Origin of the sequence: Deinococcus arboris, from assembly GCF_009755355.1 — a bacterium.
Classification (GTDB): domain Bacteria; phylum Deinococcota; class Deinococci; order Deinococcales; family Deinococcaceae; genus Deinococcus; species Deinococcus betulae.
The window spans coordinates 122353-136739 of sequence record NZ_WQLB01000008.1; the positions used below are offsets into that span (position 1 = coordinate 122353).

Below are 14387 nucleotides of genomic sequence, written 5' to 3' on the forward strand. Positions count from 1 at the left end.
CGTTAGGGGGCCGCAGTTGTCTCCGCCTGCCGCAACACCCCTTCAATAAATGCCCCTTTGCGCGCGGTGTACTCGGTGCGCGCCTCTGGGTGCGCCCTGGCCAGCGCCAATCTGAGGTCGGCGTAGGCGCCCCGTAGCTCGGGGTCGGCACGCAGGGCGCCCCGGAAGACCAGATACGCCCGCCAGTGCGGGTGCGTGATGGGCAGAAGGTGCAGATAGTGGGTGCGCGCGTCGTCTGGCCCCAGGGCGTAGAAGGCTTCCCCCTGGCCGGCTGGGTCGCCCCGGAAGGTGGAGCCCAGTCGGGTCAGAGGGCCTCGGCACTGCGGCATCTGGCCTGCCCCAGAAACGGCCACCGCGAGGTCCAGCACCGGCTTGGCCACCAGACCCGGCACGCTGGTACTGCCCACATGCTCAATCTCCAGCGCCAGAGGGCCCAGGGCCTGCGCCACCCGCTCCCGCTCGGCCGCAAACAGCGTTGGGTATTCAGGTGAGGAGGGCCGTAATTGCACCAAGCCGCGCCTAAGCCCCAGGGTCATGGCCCCAGGGTAAGCCATGACAGATGCCCTCAGGGCGCCGCTGTACCTTGAACCCCATGCACCCCGCCTCTGCCCGCCTGACCTGCGCCCTGGCCGCGCTGCTGAGCCTCAGCGCCTGTCGCCCGGACACGGCCGGCGGCCGCGACCTGGTGTCGCGCACATTGTTTACCGCCACCGGGGCTTACGACGCCCAGGCCGACCAGCGCGAGCGGATTCCGGCGGGTCAGCGGCGCACCACCTGGACCGAGCGGCCCCCGCTGGACGCCGAACAGGTGGTGGTGATTTACGACAGCGACGCCCGCCCCCTGAGCTGGATGCTGGAGATTCGCGCGCCCCGGTTTACCGCGCAGGCGCTGGCTGGTGAGGGCGCCGGGCGTGTCCAGACCCCCAGCGGTGCAGCGCTACGCCCAGCCGCGACCTCTCGCCTGGCCGACGCCCTCATTCTTCCGGCCAAGGGGGGAATGCGCGTCCTGACCCGCGGCTACGTTACCCAGAACGAACCCGCGCTGCTGCCGGCCTTTCAGCGGCGCTAAAAGAAGTGGGCCAAGCAGATAAAGGCCTCTGGCCTCTCAGCGCACCACGTTCCGGCCCGCGCGTTTGGCGTGATACAGGGCGCTGTCGGCGCGGCTGAACAGCTCGTCGATCGAGTCGTGCGCTCCGCGCATGGCCGCCACACCAAAGCTGGCGGTGATGTGCAGCCCGGCCACCGCCTCGGCGCTGACCTCACTGCGCAGCCGCTCGGCGACCTTCAGGGCGTCAGTTCTGGCCACGCCCGGCAGCAGGACAATAAATTCCTCGCCGCCCCAGCGGCCCACCAGGCCGCCCGACCCGCTGACGCTGCGGCGCAGGCGTTTGGCCGTGGCGCGCAGCACATCGTCGCCTGTGGCATGTCCATGGTCGTCATTGACCCGCTTGAAGTGGTCTATGTCGGTCATGATGATGCTCAGGGGCGTGCGGGCCTGCGCGGCGTGCTGGGCGGCGCGTTCCAGCTCTTCCTCAATGGCGCCCCGGCCCAGCACCTCAGTGACGGCGTCCATCCGAGCAGCGCGCAGCCGCTCGTTGTCTTCCCGGTGACGCACCAGGTTGTTCTCGATAAATGAGACCAGCACGAAGCCGATCAGGCCCGTGGACGCCATGACGATGCTGGCGGTCACCCAGTCCACCAGGTTGGGCGCCGCAATCGGGCCGTTGACCACCACACTGACCAGCATGACCGCAATGGACATGCCGTTGAGCCAGGTGCCGTAGCGAGAGCCGAACACCACATACGACACCAGCACATTCATCATCAGCCACAGGGTCAGGTGCATGGGCATCTCGCCCCAGGCCACGGCACGCGGAATCTCGACCAGCGCCACCAGCAGGTAACCCAGCGAAGTCACCATGTAGATGCGCCGCAGGTACGCTGGGAACAGCAGCACGCCCACCAGGGTGGCCAGCGCCAGCAGCGCGGCCCAGTATTTGGGCACGTCGAACGCCGCTGGAAAGGCGCCGGGCGGGTCAATCACCGCCGTCAGCAGCGCGTAGGCCATATACGCCAGGCTGACGGTCGTGACCGCAAAAAGCCGGCTGCGGTGCAGGCGCTGGGGCAGTGAATCGGCCGTCACGCGCCCACGCCAGGCCACACCGGCCGCGCACCGTCTGCCTGAGGCTGTTGCTCTTCTCTGCCCATCACGCTCCGAGTGGTGTCCTGCTCCGCGCCCTTTCCAATCCTTAATGTCTGTGCCCTGCATAGTAGTGCATCTGGCCAGCCGCCAGAACCGCCCACACCTCTGCCCCTGATGGGGGGCGGCCAGACACAAGACCGCCGCGCCCGGCACACAGGCCCGGCGCGGCGGCAGACAATGGGAGCCTTAGGCGAGCAGTTCGCCGTCTTTGAAGAACAGGGCCAGTTCGCGCGCGGCGCTGTCACTGCTGTCGCTGCCGTGGGTCACGTTCTCGCCGGTCGTGGTGGCAAAGTCGGCGCGGATGGTGCCGGGCGCGGCGTTGGCGGGGTTGGTGGCGCCCATCATGGCGCGCCAGCCGGCAATGGCATTCTCGCCTTCCAGGGCGATGGCGACCACAGGGCCACCCGTGATGAAGTCCACGAGTTCCCCGAAGAAGGGGCGCTCCTTGTGTTCGCCGTAGTGGGACTCGGCGGTTTCGCGGGCGATGGTCATCTGCTTGAGGCCCACGATGCGGTAACCCTTGTGCTGAAGGCGCTTCAGAATCTCGGGGGTCAGGCCACGGCGCACGCCGTCGGGCTTAATCATGGCAAAAGTTCGTTCCATAGCACCGCGCAGCATAGCAAACGCCCGCGCCCCTTCTCTCCCCCAGACGCCCCCGCTGGCCGTGACCGGAAGCATGCCAGCACCCGGTACACTAAGAAAGTGACGCACGATTCTCCTTCTCACCCGTCCGGCGTGGCGGCCCGCATTGCCCTGGTCGCCTGCACGGCCGCCATTCTGGGGCTGCTGCTGACCCCACTGGCCACGCTGGGCCGGGGCTTTAACGCCGACGCCATCCTGCTTCACCTGAGCGGCTCGGTCCTGAACCTGACGGGAAACCAGCAGGCCCCTTTGCCCCCCACCGGCACCGTCCTTCCCCTGGCCTGGGCCACACTGGTTCTGCTGGCCGCCACCCTGTTCGGCGCGTGGCGCCGCGCCCGCTGGTTCTGGATCACCGCGCTGCTCAGCGTGGTGACTGTCGTGGCGGCGGTGGTGACGCTGGGCGGCGCCCTGGACAACGAAACCGCGCGCGTCCTGAACGACACCACCCTGCGCGCCGGGGCCAAGCGGCAGCTGCGCAACTTCTACGCCAGCGGCGGCATGAACCTGGGGCTGTTTCTGCCGGCCCTGGCCGGCCTGATTGCGGCGGGCGCCGGCCTGAGCGCCCAGCGCTGGTGGTGGGAAACCTTTAACCGCCTGCGCAGCCTGCTGGTGCCCCTGACCGCCATTGGCCTGGCCATCGTGGTGGGCGCCCTGGTGGTGCTGGGGGTGCAGCCAGCGGTCAACACCAGCGGCGCGCCCCTGAGCCTGTGGGGCGGCTGGCTGGCCAAGAGCGACTTGATCTACTTCGTGTACTCCTCGCTGTTTGCGCCGGTAACGGCCCTCAACCCTCTGCTGGACAGCCTGAAGCTGGCCACCCCGCTCATCTTCACGGGCCTCTCGGTGGCCTTTGCCTTCCGCACCGGCCTCTTTAACATCGGCGCGCCAGGGCAGCTGACGATGGGCGCCATCGCCGCCATGCTGGTGGGCGTGTATGGCCCGGCCGAGCTGGGCTTTTTCCTGCTGGCCCTGAGCGTGCTGGCCGCCGCTGTCGGCGGGGCGCTGTGGGGGGCCATTCCAGGCCTGCTCAAGGCGCGCTTCGGCTCCAGCGAAGTCATCAACACCATCATGCTGAATTACATCGCCTCGGCGATTTTCATCTTCATGATCGGCAACGACTCCTTTCCGTTCCTGGGCAAGACCTACTCGCTGCCCTTCAAGGCCGAGGGCTCCAACCCTGAAAGCGAACTGATTCAGTCGCAGGCCCAACTGCGCCCTCTGCTGGAGGTGCTGAATGTGGGCCAGAACGGCACGGTGGCCCTGAGCATCGGCCTGCTGGTCGCGCTGGCCGCCTTTGTGGGCGCGCGCCTGGCCCTGCGGCGCAACAAGAACCGCAGCCTGATTGCGGCCGGCGCCGCGCTGCTGCTGGGAGCCGTGACCTGGCGCATCGGCATTCCGGTGAACATTGTGGGCAGTCAGCTTAACGGCGCCTTCCTGATTGCGCTGGTGTGTGTGGCCCTGTTCGGCACCCTGATGTGGCGCACCTCGGCGGGTTACGCCCTGCGCGCGGTGGGCCTGTCGCCCAAAGCCGCTGAATACGGTGGCATCAGCGTGGCCCGCAACACCATCCTGGCCATGACGATTGCCGGCATGTTTGCTGGCCTGGCGGGCACCCACTACGTCAACGGCGGGGCCCTGGACCAGTACCGCCTGCGCGGCAACATGCCCGTCAACGTGGGCTTTGACGGCATTGCCGTGGCCCTCATGGGCCAGAGCACCCCGGCTGGCGTGGTCGCCGCCAGCGTGCTGTTCGGCACCATCGACACCGGCGGCGTGAACGTCACCACCAAACTGGAAAAGGTCAACAGCGACATCGTGACGGTCCTCAAGGCCCTGATCGTGCTGTTTATTGCGGCGGGCGGCTTCCTGAGTCGCCGGGTGACCGACCCACCCCCGCCGGCCCTGGTGGTCGCCGCCGAGACGGGCGCGGCGCCCGCTGCCGCCGCCCTTTCTCCCTCGGCCGCCCACCTGGAGCGCGGCACCCCGCTGCCCAACGTAGGGCAGGCCAGCGAAGACAACACCCGTGAAGGGGGCAAGTAATGGACGGCCTGTTCGCACAGCTTCTGACGACGGCCTTTCTGGCCACCTTTATCCGCAGCGTGGTGCCGCTGCTGCTGACGGCGCTGGGCGGCCTGTTCAGCGAACGCGCCGGCGTGGTCAATATTGCTCTGGAAGGTCTGATTATCTTTGGTGCCCTGGCGGCGGCCGTCACCACGCAACTGTTGGAAGGCAGTGTGGGCGCCGCCGCGCCGTGGCTGGGCTGGGTGGCTGGCCTCCTGACCGGCGGCCTGATTGCCTGGATTCACGCGGTCCTGAGCATCCGCTACCGCGCCGACCAGGTCATCAGCGGCACGGCCATTAACCTGCTGGCGACGGGCGTGCCCGCCGTGCTGCTGACCGCGCTGTACGGCGTGTCTAACGAGAGTCCCAAAGTTGCCAGCGCCCTGCCGCTCTGGGGCTTTGGTGAGCTGCGTTTTTCGCCGCCTGTGTACTTCGCCTTCCTGGCGGTCGCGTTGACGTGGTACGTCGTCTACCGCACGCCTTACGGCCTGCGCCTGCGCGCCACGGGTGAGCAGCCAGGCGCCGCCGCCAGCATGGGCGTCAACGTGGCCCGCATGCGCTATAGCGCCGTCATTCTTTCGGGGATGCTGGCAGGCACGGCCGGCGCCTTCCTCAGCATCGGCAACCTGGATTCGTATGTGCGCAACATCAGCGCGGGGGCGGGCTTCATCGCCCTGGCCGCCTTGATTTTCGGGCAGTGGAAACCGCTGGGCGTGCTGGCCGCCACCCTCCTGTTCGGCTTCTTGCAGGCGCTGTCTATCGCGCTGGGCGGCACCGACCTGCTCCCCCCTACGCTGGTCAGCGCCCTGCCCTACCTGATTACGATTCTGGCCCTCATCTTTACAGGCCGCAGCCGCGCGCCCAAGGCGCTGGGCCGCCCCTACGACGGCTAAGGTTCACCCCTACGCTTCAGCCCCCGCCTTCACAGGGCGGGGGCTCGTGCTTTACGCAGAATCGGGCACAGACACGCCCTGCGCGCAGCGTGTAGGGTAGGCGCATGGGGTTTGGCAGCGCACTGAAACAGGCCAGAGAGGCCCAGGGCCGCACCGTACCGGAGTTGGCGCTGGCCACCAAGATTCGCGGCGATTACCTGCGCGCTCTGGAAGACGGCCAGTTTCACCTGCTGCCCGAGCGGCCGTTTGTGCGCTCCTACCTGCAACGCTACGCCCGCGAGCTGGGTCTGGATGCTGCCCCGCTGCTGGCCGACTTTGACCGGCAGGCCCCCGCGATCAACCGGCCGGAGCGGCCCCCGCTGCTGGCCCAGCGCCGCCCGTCCCCCGCGAGGCGCTGGGCGCTGATCGGGCTGGCCGGGGCGGCTCTACTGGCTGGCGGGGTGACCGCCTATCTGGCCTTGCGGCCGGCCCCCACGGTGACCGTGACGGCTCCCCCTCAACCCGCCGTTCAAACCTCCGTTCTGGTGCGCCTGACGGTCAGCAGTGTGCCTAGCGGCGCGCGCGTCTACCTGGACAACCGGGACCTGGGACCAACCCCGGTGCGCTCCTTCCCGGTGCAGGCGCGCGAGCGGGCGCAGCTCCGGGTCGAGTACACCGGCCGCGCCCCTCTCAAAGAGGCAGTAACGCTCACCCGCAGCCGCAACCTGCGGGCCACCCTGGCCTCAGACAGCACTGGCCGCAGCACGCTGACTGACCTGAGCGTCCCGAAACCTCAGGCCACAGCTCAGGCGGCTCCCCCTACTGCAGAGGCTGGCGAGTCGTCCACACCGACCCCCACCGCTGCCGTGACCGTGACCTTTTCCGGCGCGTCATGGACCCGCGTGACCGATGCGCAGGGGCGCGTAGTGTTTGAGGGCATTCCGGCGGCCGGCACGGTCAAGGGCTTTGCTTCTGGCGTGACCATTCGCACCGGAAATGCGGCGGCGGTGCAGGTAAGTGTGGCAGGCGCCAAAGCAGCCCCGATGGGACAGACCGGACAGGTTGTGACCCGCAGGTTCTGAGAGTGGGAATCAGAGCCGTGGAGTAGAGCGGTCCCCTCCGCGGCTCTGGGGTAAACGAAGGGGTGACCGCAGGAGGCAGCGGTGCCACCGGCTGTTGACCCCAGGGGAGGACTGGCAGGCGTCATCAGAACTCAGCGCCAACCCTCAGAGTCGCTAGGGTAGGTAGGCTGAGAAAGCTATAGGAGCGGAACGAGTCTGTGCGCCCACACAGCGCTCCTCATGCAATAGATGGTGACGCTGTCCTCCCATCAACGCAATGGAAGACTGCTATAGGGCGGCCGATGAAGTAGTTGACTCATCAAGATCACCCTAATGCCGGCGGCCTCAGACGCAGCCGGCTTCAGGGCCTCAGCTGCCGTACAGTGAACACACTGTGACCCGGCGCCCCCCTCCCCTGACCTCCTCGCCGCCTCTCAACGCCTTTCAATACGCCTGGCGTAACCCCTGGGTCCGGCTGGTGATGTTCGGGCTGGCCCTCTACCTGCTCTACCGATTTGCAGGTCAGGTCCGCAGCATCCTGGTGGACTTCGCAGTGGCCTTTTTAATCGCCTACCTGGCCAATCCGCTCCTCAACTGGCTGGAAAGAGGCCGGGTCAAGCGGGGTCTGGGCGTCTTTTTCGTGATTCTTATCTTCGTGGCTCTGCTCAGCCTGGCCGGGGTGCTGCTGGCGACCATTTCGGCCCAGCTGATTACGCTGATTCAGCGGCTGCCCGAACAGATCGGGACGCTAGGCGACTCGCTGGACCGCCTGACCTCTTGGCTGACTGACCGGGGCGTACCGGGCCTGGACGATGCCCGTGAGCGGCTAATCACCGCCGCGCAGGCTTACGTGCAAAACATCGGCCAGAACATCGTGCCCATCTTGCAGCGGGCGCTGAACTCGACAGGCACGGTCCTGAACAGCCTGCTGTCCATCGGCGGCGTGGTGGGCCAGCTGCTGCTGATTCTGCTGATGAGCATCTACCTGATGCTGGACTACAGCCGCGTTAACGCCGCGCTGCTGGGCATCTTCCCGCGCCCCTGGCAGCCGCGCGTCCTGGAATTCAGCGAGCTGACCGGCACGGCAGTAGGCGGCTACGTGCGCGGACAGCTGCTGATTGCCCTGTTTATCGGCGTGTTCGTATGGCTGGGTCTGACGCTGGTGGGCATTCCCAGCGCGGCAGCGATTGGCTTTCTGGCGGGCGTGTTTAACATCGTGCCGTACCTGGGACCGGTCATTGGGGCCACCCCAGCCATCTTGCTGGCCCTGACCATGCCCGGCGCCCTACTCAAAATTGTCTTTGTGATTGTGGTCTTCGTGGCTGCCAACCAGATTGAGGGCAATTTCCTGAGCCCGTACATCCTCAGCAAGACCACCGACCTGCACCCCATCACCGTCCTGGTAGCCATTCTAATCGGCGCCTCTCTGCTGGGCTTTGCCGGGGCGCTGCTGGCGGTACCCACAGTGGCCCTGGGCAAATTGGCCCTCCACCGCTACTACTTTCCCAGCCGCATCTACACCGAAGGGCCGTAGCAGGGCCAAGAGAAGAAAGGGGGCGCAGAGCTTACTATCTGCGCCCCTTTTGGACTTCTGGCAACTGGAGTAGGCCCCTCCCAGCTGAGGACCGCTCGACCTGCCTTCTCCTGAAGCTGAAGTGCCATCTGGAGCGTGAAGAAAACGCCAGAGCAGCCGTTGACTCACGCCGTATTCGGAGCCACCACCCTCCACATTCGCTTGACCTGCCACCTGTATCTGCCTTAGCTGCTGGTCAAAAAAGGCAGATCGGCCGCGCGGCTCTGCACAGACCCGGCCAGATGCACGCGATTACGCCCAGCATGCTTGGCCTGATACAGCGCCTCGTCGGCCGCGTCCAGCAGCGTCGGCACGTGCACCGGCGCACCCACCACCGCCAGGCCCACGCTGACCGTAATGGGCAGGCCGGCCAGCGGCTCACGGGTCATGCGGCTGCGCAGGCGCTCGCAGAATTCCAGGGCCGCCGCCTCGTCGGGCACCATCAGCAGACACAGAAACTCCTCGCCGCCGTAGCGCCCCACCACGCCGCCGGCCGGCTGCTGGGCACGCAGATGCACGGCCAGGGCGCGCAGCACCTCGTCGCCTCGTGGGTGGCCGTGTTCGTCGTTGACACGCTTGAAATGGTCCACATCCACCAGCGCCGCCGCCAGCCGAGGCCCCACCATCGTCATGGGACGGGTCAGCCCGTCCAGGGCATGCAGCAGTGCGCGGCGGTTGGGCAGGCCAGTCAGGGCGTCAGTGTGGGCCTCCTGAAGGGCCTGCCGGGTCAGGCGGCTGACCAGCGAGGTGTGACGGTTCACCACCACCTGCGCCGCCAGCACCGCCAGCACCGCCAGCACCAGTTGCACCAGGGCGCTGATCAGATACGGCTGCTCTGAGGTGGCCTCGGCGGGCCACCACGCCAGCATGCAGAGCACCAGGCTGCACAGCAGCGCAAAGTTCAGGCGCACCGCCAATGAACCCGGAAACACCCAGGCATTCAGCAGCAGCGTTACCAGGGTCCAGGGCAAGGTGGGGGACAGCAGCGCGGCGCGGTCATGCAGCGTCGGCACCGCCAGCATGTAGCCCAGACGCGACACGATAAAGCTGTTCAGTACCGCCACCATTGCAATTTCTATCCAAAACAGGGGCAGCCGCGTCCAGCTCAGCAGGCCCAGTAGGAGCAGCGCGACCATCATGACTGGCAGCAGCTGCTGATCGTAGATACACAGGTAAGGGGTCTGGGCATGCAGCCAGAGGGGCACGGCCAAAGCCAAGGCGCCACCCGGCAAAATCAGGCGGGTAAACAGTCGGCGCTCTCTGAGAGACAGCTCTGCCGGGTCAAAGGGGCCACGCGGCAGCCGGGGCACGTGCATGGCCTCATCATACGAAGTTCAGCCCACCCTCGCGCCACTTTTCCTGGGCTGCCGTGCCACTGGGCCGACAGTGGGTCAGAGCCGCAGGTGTCCTCTCCAGAGTTTCGAGCTGAGCGCAAGTCATCCTGACTCATCAGAGCGCCTGTCAGTTTTGAGAGTGGTCCTCAAGCCGAGTGAGGCAACCCTTCATCACGCTGAGGCGAACAGAGCGCCTGCCCGTCACAGACTGCGACCCCACATGGACTTGAGAGATGCGCAGTTCTCCCCGTTAAACGGAACCCTTCTGCCAGGACACACAAGAGCAACGGCAGAGGATTCAAAACAATCCCTCAAACCAAAAAAATATGGCCCCGCCACGAGGGCAGAGCCACACGCCTTAACAGGCTTTAGACGAGTTCGATCAGGGCCATCGTCACGCCGTCGCCGCGGCGGGTGCCCACGCGCAGGATGCGGGTGTAGCCACCGGGACGGTCAGCGTACTTAGGGGCCACTTCATCCATGACTTTGCGCACCACGGCGTTGTCTTGGATGTCGCGGGCCACCAGACGGCGGGCGTGCAGGTCGCCGCCCTTGGCAGTAGTGATGAGTTTCTCAACGTAGGGGCGCAGCTCTTTGGCCTTGGTCAGGGTCGTCTGAATGCGGCCCTCGCGCAGCAACGCCGTCGCCTGGGCACGGGCCAGGGCGGTGCGGGCACTGCTGTTGCGGTTGAGCTTGCGACCGGCTTTACCGTGACGCATAGGAAATCTCCTTAAAGATCCAGCAGCGGCTTAATCGCGCAGAGCGAGGCCGAACTGGGCAAGTTGCTGTTTGATTTCGTCCAGGCTGCGCTCACCAATGCCCGGCACTTTCTTCAGGTCGCGGTCACTCAGCGCGCACAGGGCGTCCACGCTGTCGATGCCTTCTTCCTTCAGAGAGTGCAGCACGCGGGTGGTCAGGCCCAGCCCTTCGAGGGTCACGCGGGGCGTGTCCAGCTCGGCGGGGTAATCACCGGGATTCAGGTTCACGCTGCTGGTCGCCGGCGGCAGGTCATACACGCTGGGCGCACTGGGCGCAGGGGTGTAGACCGGCTGCTGGTACTCGGGCACAACTGGCGGCAGGGTTTCGACGTTGCCGAACACGGTCAGTTCGTCACGCAGAATCTCGACCGCTTTGTCCACCGCGTCCTGGGGCCCGGTGCTGCCGTCGGTCCAGACGCGCAGAATCAGGCGGTCCAGGTCGGTCTGCTGGCCCACGCGGGTGTTTTCCACGTGGTAGGCCACGCGGCGCACCGGCGAGAACACCGCGTCCACCGGAATGGAGTTGATGCGGTCCTTGGTGGCGTGCTTGTCGGCAGGCACGTAGCCTTCGCCTTCTTCCACGCGCACTTCCATGACCAGCTTGCCGTCCTCGGCGAGGTTGGCAATCACGAGATCGGGGTTGACAATCTCAGCGTCGCTGGGCACTTCAAAGGCGCTGGCACGCACCGCCCCTTCACCCTGCGCGCGCAGCGTCAGGGTTTTGGGACCAGAGGCGTGAAACTTCACAACCAGTTCCTTGAGGTTCAGGATGATCTGAATGACATCTTCCTTAACGCCAGGAATGGTGGAGAACTCGTGCAAGACATCCTCGATGTACACGCTGGTAACAGCCGTACCGGGGATCGAGGACATCAGGATGCGCCGGATGGGGTTCCCGATGGTGACGCCGTAACCGCGCGTGAGCGGCTCCAGGACGAATTCGCCGTAGTCGCCGTCCACGCGGGCCTTGAGTTGAGGGCGCTTTTGATCCACTGGGGCCTCCTGATTTAGCGCGAGTAGTACTCGATGATGAAGTTCTCGTTGATGGGCAGGGCGAGGTCTTCACGCGCGGGCAGGCGGGAGAAGGTGCCCTTGAAGTTCTCGGCGTCCAGTTCTACCCAGGGGGACACGCGGCGGCGCTTTTGCGCTTCCATGTTTTCCTGAATAAAGCCGATTTTGCGGCTGACTTCCGAGACGCTGATCTCGTCGCCAATCTTGACGCGGTAGCTGGCAATGTCCACTTTCTTGCCGTTGACAAAAATGTGGCCGTGGCCCACGAATTGGCGGGCCTGACGGCGGGTGCTGGCAAAGCCCATGCGGAACACGACGTTGTCCAGGCGGCGTTCCAGCAGCTGCAGGAACACGGTGCCGGTCACGCCGGGGACGTTGCTGGCTTCCTCAAAGAGGTTGCGGAACTGCTTTTCGCCAATGCCGTAGAGGCGGGCGAGCTTCTGCTTTTCACGCAGGCGCACCGAGTAGTCGCTGGGACGGGTGCGGCCACGGCGCTGGCCGTGCTGGCCGGGCGCGTAGGGACGCTTGTCCAGGTACTTCTGGACTTTTTCAGTCTCCGCGAGGTTGATGCCTTCGCGGCGGCTCTGCTTGGTAATGGAACCACGGAAACGACCCATGTTCAAACTCTCCTTACGGTGTCAGCCCTGGGGCAGCCCACCGGGTCTACGGCCCTCTGGAGCCCGCTTCCTCGCCTGTGGTGAGGCTTATGCCCGTAAGGGGGCAGCGGAAGCGGGGCAGGTGGGCAGCGGCTTGGCGCTTTAGGCGCGGAACTTCTTCTTGGGGCGGCAGCCGTTGTGGGGCACGGGGGTGTCGTCCATGATGGACTTCACTTCAATGCCCGAGGCCTGAATGGCGCGGATGGCCTGCTCGCGGCCGGAACCCGAGCCGCGCACAATCACGTCCACGATGTTCATGCCGAACGTCTGCTGCGCCTTTTTCACGGCGTCGGCTGCGGCCAGCTGGGCGGCGTAGGGTGTACCCTTCTTGCTGCCCTTGTACCCAATCGTGCCGCCACTGGACCAGGCGACAGAGTTGCCGTCCAGATCCGTGATGGTCACGATGGTGTTGTTGTAGCTGGCGTGCACGTACGCGCGGCCAGCGCTGATGTTGCGCCGGGCGCGGCGCGGGGTCTTGCCTTTGGTGCTCTTCGCCATGGCTTACTTCCTCGTGGCCTTTTTCTTGCCGGCGACGGTCTTGCGCGGGCCCTTACGGGTGCGGGCGTTCGTCTTGGTGCGCTGGCCGCGCACGGGCAGGCCGCGGCGGTGACGCAGGCCACGGTAAGCGCCAATGTCCATCAGGCGCTTGATGTTCTGGCCGACTTCGCTGCGCAGGTCGCCTTCGACCTTGTAGGTCTTCTCGACGGCCTCGCGCAGGGTGCTCTGCTCGGCTTCAGTCAGGGCCTTCACGCGGGTGTCGGGGTTGATACCGGTCCGGGCGAGAATTTCCTTGCTGCGGGTCAGGCCGATGCCGTAGATGTAGGTCAGGCCAATTTCAATGCGCTTTTCGCGCGGCAGGTCAACGCCAGCAATACGCGCCATGATTAACCCTGCCTCTGCTTGTGCTTGACGTTAGAGCAAATGACCAGCACGCGCCCATGGCGGCGGATCACTTTGCAGTTGTCGCACATCTTTTTGACACTGCTGCGAACTTTCATTGCGTCCTCCTCGCGCCGCCGCGCCGCTCCTCCATCATGAGGAACTGCTGGCAGCGCTCGACCCCCGGCCTGCCGTCTGCGGGCAGGGAATCTGTTGGGTACTTCGGCCCTGGGCTTACTTGCGGTAGACGATGCGCCCACGCGTCGTGTCGTAGGGACTGATTTCCAGAACCACACGGTCGCCCGGCAGAATGCGGATGTAGTGAATCCTCATCTTGCCGCTAATGTAAGCCAGAATGTCGTGTCCCGTATCCAGCTTCACGCGGAACGTGGTGTTCGGCAGCGCCTCTTCCACCACGCCCTCAGCCCGCACGGTATCGGACTCTTCTTTCTTACGCTTTTCCCGCTGTTCCGGCATCTTTCGTCTCGCCACGCAACCTCCAGGCCTGATACAAGCCAAACGTAAAGGTATCACGCAGCTCAAGGAATCGGCAAGACCTGAGGGCAGCGAAGGGCCTGGCCAGGCGCCCAGCGTCCAAGTTCGGACGACTGCTGACTTATCTTTCAAGAGCCTGGGGCACTTTTGTTGATACGCCGGCCTTTCAGATTCACCCGGCGCCTTTGAGCGTCAGTGGCTTTACTGATTCACGACACTGAGGTCGGTTTGATCGCTGGTGACCGTCAGACGAATCTTGTTCTTGGCCGCCTCAAAGTTGGGCGTGGCGTAGGTGCCGGAAGCTTCCATCGTGTCCACCACGGTCTTGTTGTTGATGCTGAGGCTGCCCATGCTGAATTTTTGCAGGGTGAACTGCACGCCCGTGCCGGCCGGAACACGCAGCTGAACCTCGCCCTGCTGGGTCTTCAGGGTGCCGCTGTAGGTGCCGGCGGGCAAGGTCAGGGCGACGTCCGTTTGCTGGGTAGTCAGGGTGAGGCCCCGCAGCGGCACCCCGGTCAGTTGCCCTTTCAGGCTGCCCTGCGTCAGATTCAGGTGGAGGTTCACCGGCAGTTTGGTGCCCAGCACTGCGCTGTATTCCCCCATCTGACGCGTCATGCCGACGTAGGCCACCCCATTTTTGACGGTGGGATTGCGCACCCCCAGCACAGGCGACGCGGTGGCCGACGCGCCCAGCTGGCCATCTGACATCTCGGTCTTGATGGTGATGTCCACCTGCGTGTAAGCGGCGGCCGCGAGTGCCACGCTGCCCAGAAGAGCGCTCAGTCCAATCAGAGTCTTCACGCCTTCAGCTTCTCTAAGGGAAGTCAGCTCTCCATGAGATCACG

At 65.4% G+C, this 14387-nt stretch carries 17 protein-coding genes; 5 read left to right on the plus strand and 12 right to left on the minus strand.

Annotation, left to right across the window (positions count from 1 at the left end; genetic code table 11):
- Positions 1–2 precede the first annotated feature (2 nt).
- Positions 3–536, minus strand: coding sequence for a GrpB family protein (locus GO986_RS08110; protein ID WP_198170529.1), 534 nt, complete (start codon positions 534–536; stop codon positions 3–5).
- A gap of 56 nt (positions 537–592) precedes the next feature.
- Between GO986_RS08110 and GO986_RS08115 the strand changes: the two genes are divergently transcribed.
- On the plus strand, positions 593–1069 hold the full coding sequence (locus GO986_RS08115) for a hypothetical protein (RefSeq protein WP_157458775.1): 477 nt from the start codon (positions 593–595) through the stop codon (positions 1067–1069).
- Positions 1070–1105: 36 nt separating this feature from the next.
- On the opposite strand, the gene GO986_RS23390 is transcribed toward GO986_RS08115, so the two are convergent.
- Both GO986_RS23390 and ndk read right to left on the minus strand, forming a co-directional pair.
- Positions 1106–2143: a GGDEF domain-containing protein gene (locus GO986_RS23390; protein WP_198170531.1), complete on the minus strand. Its 1038-nt coding sequence runs from the start codon at positions 2141–2143 to the stop codon at positions 1106–1108.
- Between the two features lie 246 nt (positions 2144–2389).
- Positions 2390–2806 carry a nucleoside-diphosphate kinase gene (gene ndk / locus GO986_RS08125; RefSeq protein WP_157458777.1) on the minus strand — a complete coding sequence of 139 codons (417 nt, stop codon included), beginning with the start codon at positions 2804–2806 and terminating at the stop codon, positions 2390–2392.
- A 99-nt stretch (positions 2807–2905) separates the two neighbouring features.
- On the opposite strand from ndk, the gene GO986_RS08130 reads away from it, so the two are divergent.
- The 4 genes from GO986_RS08130 (at position 2906) to GO986_RS08145 (ending at position 8370) form a co-directional block, all read left to right on the plus strand.
- Complete coding sequence (locus tag GO986_RS08130; RefSeq protein ID WP_369409245.1) at positions 2906–4882, plus strand: ABC transporter permease; 1977 nt, start codon at positions 2906–2908, stop codon at positions 4880–4882.
- Positions 4882–5796 carry an ABC transporter permease gene (locus GO986_RS08135; protein WP_157458778.1) on the plus strand — a complete coding sequence of 305 codons (915 nt, stop codon included), beginning with the start codon at positions 4882–4884 and terminating at the stop codon, positions 5794–5796. The genes GO986_RS08130 and GO986_RS08135 overlap by 1 nt, the downstream gene beginning before the upstream one ends.
- 104 nt (positions 5797–5900) lie before the next feature.
- Entirely contained in the window at positions 5901–6857 is a 957-nt protein-coding gene (locus GO986_RS08140) for a RodZ domain-containing protein (RefSeq protein ID WP_157458779.1), read from the plus strand.
- A 373-nt stretch (positions 6858–7230) separates the two neighbouring features.
- Positions 7231–8370 (plus strand): AI-2E family transporter, encoded by a 1140-nt coding sequence (locus GO986_RS08145; protein ID WP_369409246.1) that lies wholly within the window; start codon positions 7231–7233, stop codon positions 8368–8370.
- A 224-nt stretch (positions 8371–8594) separates the two neighbouring features.
- Here GO986_RS08145 and GO986_RS08150 read toward each other — a convergent pair whose 3' ends face one another.
- The 9 genes from GO986_RS08150 to GO986_RS08190 form a co-directional block, all read right to left on the minus strand.
- Entirely contained in the window at positions 8595–9725 is a 1131-nt protein-coding gene (locus tag GO986_RS08150) for a GGDEF domain-containing protein (RefSeq protein WP_157458780.1), read from the minus strand.
- A gap of 386 nt (positions 9726–10111) precedes the next feature.
- A complete protein-coding gene (rplQ, locus tag GO986_RS08155) occupies positions 10112–10462 on the minus strand; it encodes a 50S ribosomal protein L17 (protein WP_157458781.1) in 351 nt (116 codons plus the stop codon).
- A gap of 30 nt (positions 10463–10492) precedes the next feature.
- The gene (locus GO986_RS08160; RefSeq protein WP_369409247.1) at positions 10493–11494 is read right to left on the minus strand and encodes a DNA-directed RNA polymerase subunit alpha; all 1002 of its coding nucleotides are present in this window, start codon (positions 11492–11494) and stop codon (positions 10493–10495) included.
- A 14-nt stretch (positions 11495–11508) separates the two neighbouring features.
- Complete coding sequence (gene rpsD / locus GO986_RS08165; protein ID WP_157458782.1) at positions 11509–12129, minus strand: 30S ribosomal protein S4; 621 nt, start codon at positions 12127–12129, stop codon at positions 11509–11511.
- 141 nt (positions 12130–12270) lie between these two features.
- Positions 12271–12666: a 30S ribosomal protein S11 gene (gene rpsK, locus GO986_RS08170; protein ID WP_046843186.1), complete on the minus strand. Its 396-nt coding sequence runs from the start codon at positions 12664–12666 to the stop codon at positions 12271–12273.
- A gap of 3 nt (positions 12667–12669) precedes the next feature.
- Positions 12670–13050 (minus strand): 30S ribosomal protein S13, encoded by a 381-nt coding sequence (rpsM, locus tag GO986_RS08175; protein WP_157458783.1) that lies wholly within the window; start codon positions 13048–13050, stop codon positions 12670–12672.
- A 2-nt stretch (positions 13051–13052) separates the two neighbouring features.
- Positions 13053–13166, minus strand: coding sequence for a 50S ribosomal protein L36 (rpmJ, locus tag GO986_RS08180; RefSeq protein WP_012693977.1), 114 nt, complete (start codon positions 13164–13166; stop codon positions 13053–13055).
- A gap of 115 nt (positions 13167–13281) precedes the next feature.
- Positions 13282–13524 (minus strand): translation initiation factor IF-1, encoded by a 243-nt coding sequence (gene infA / locus GO986_RS08185; RefSeq protein WP_012693978.1) that lies wholly within the window; start codon positions 13522–13524, stop codon positions 13282–13284.
- A gap of 219 nt (positions 13525–13743) precedes the next feature.
- Positions 13744–14343, minus strand: coding sequence for a hypothetical protein (locus GO986_RS08190; RefSeq protein ID WP_157458784.1), 600 nt, complete (start codon positions 14341–14343; stop codon positions 13744–13746).
- Between the last annotated feature and the right edge of the window lie 44 nt (positions 14344–14387).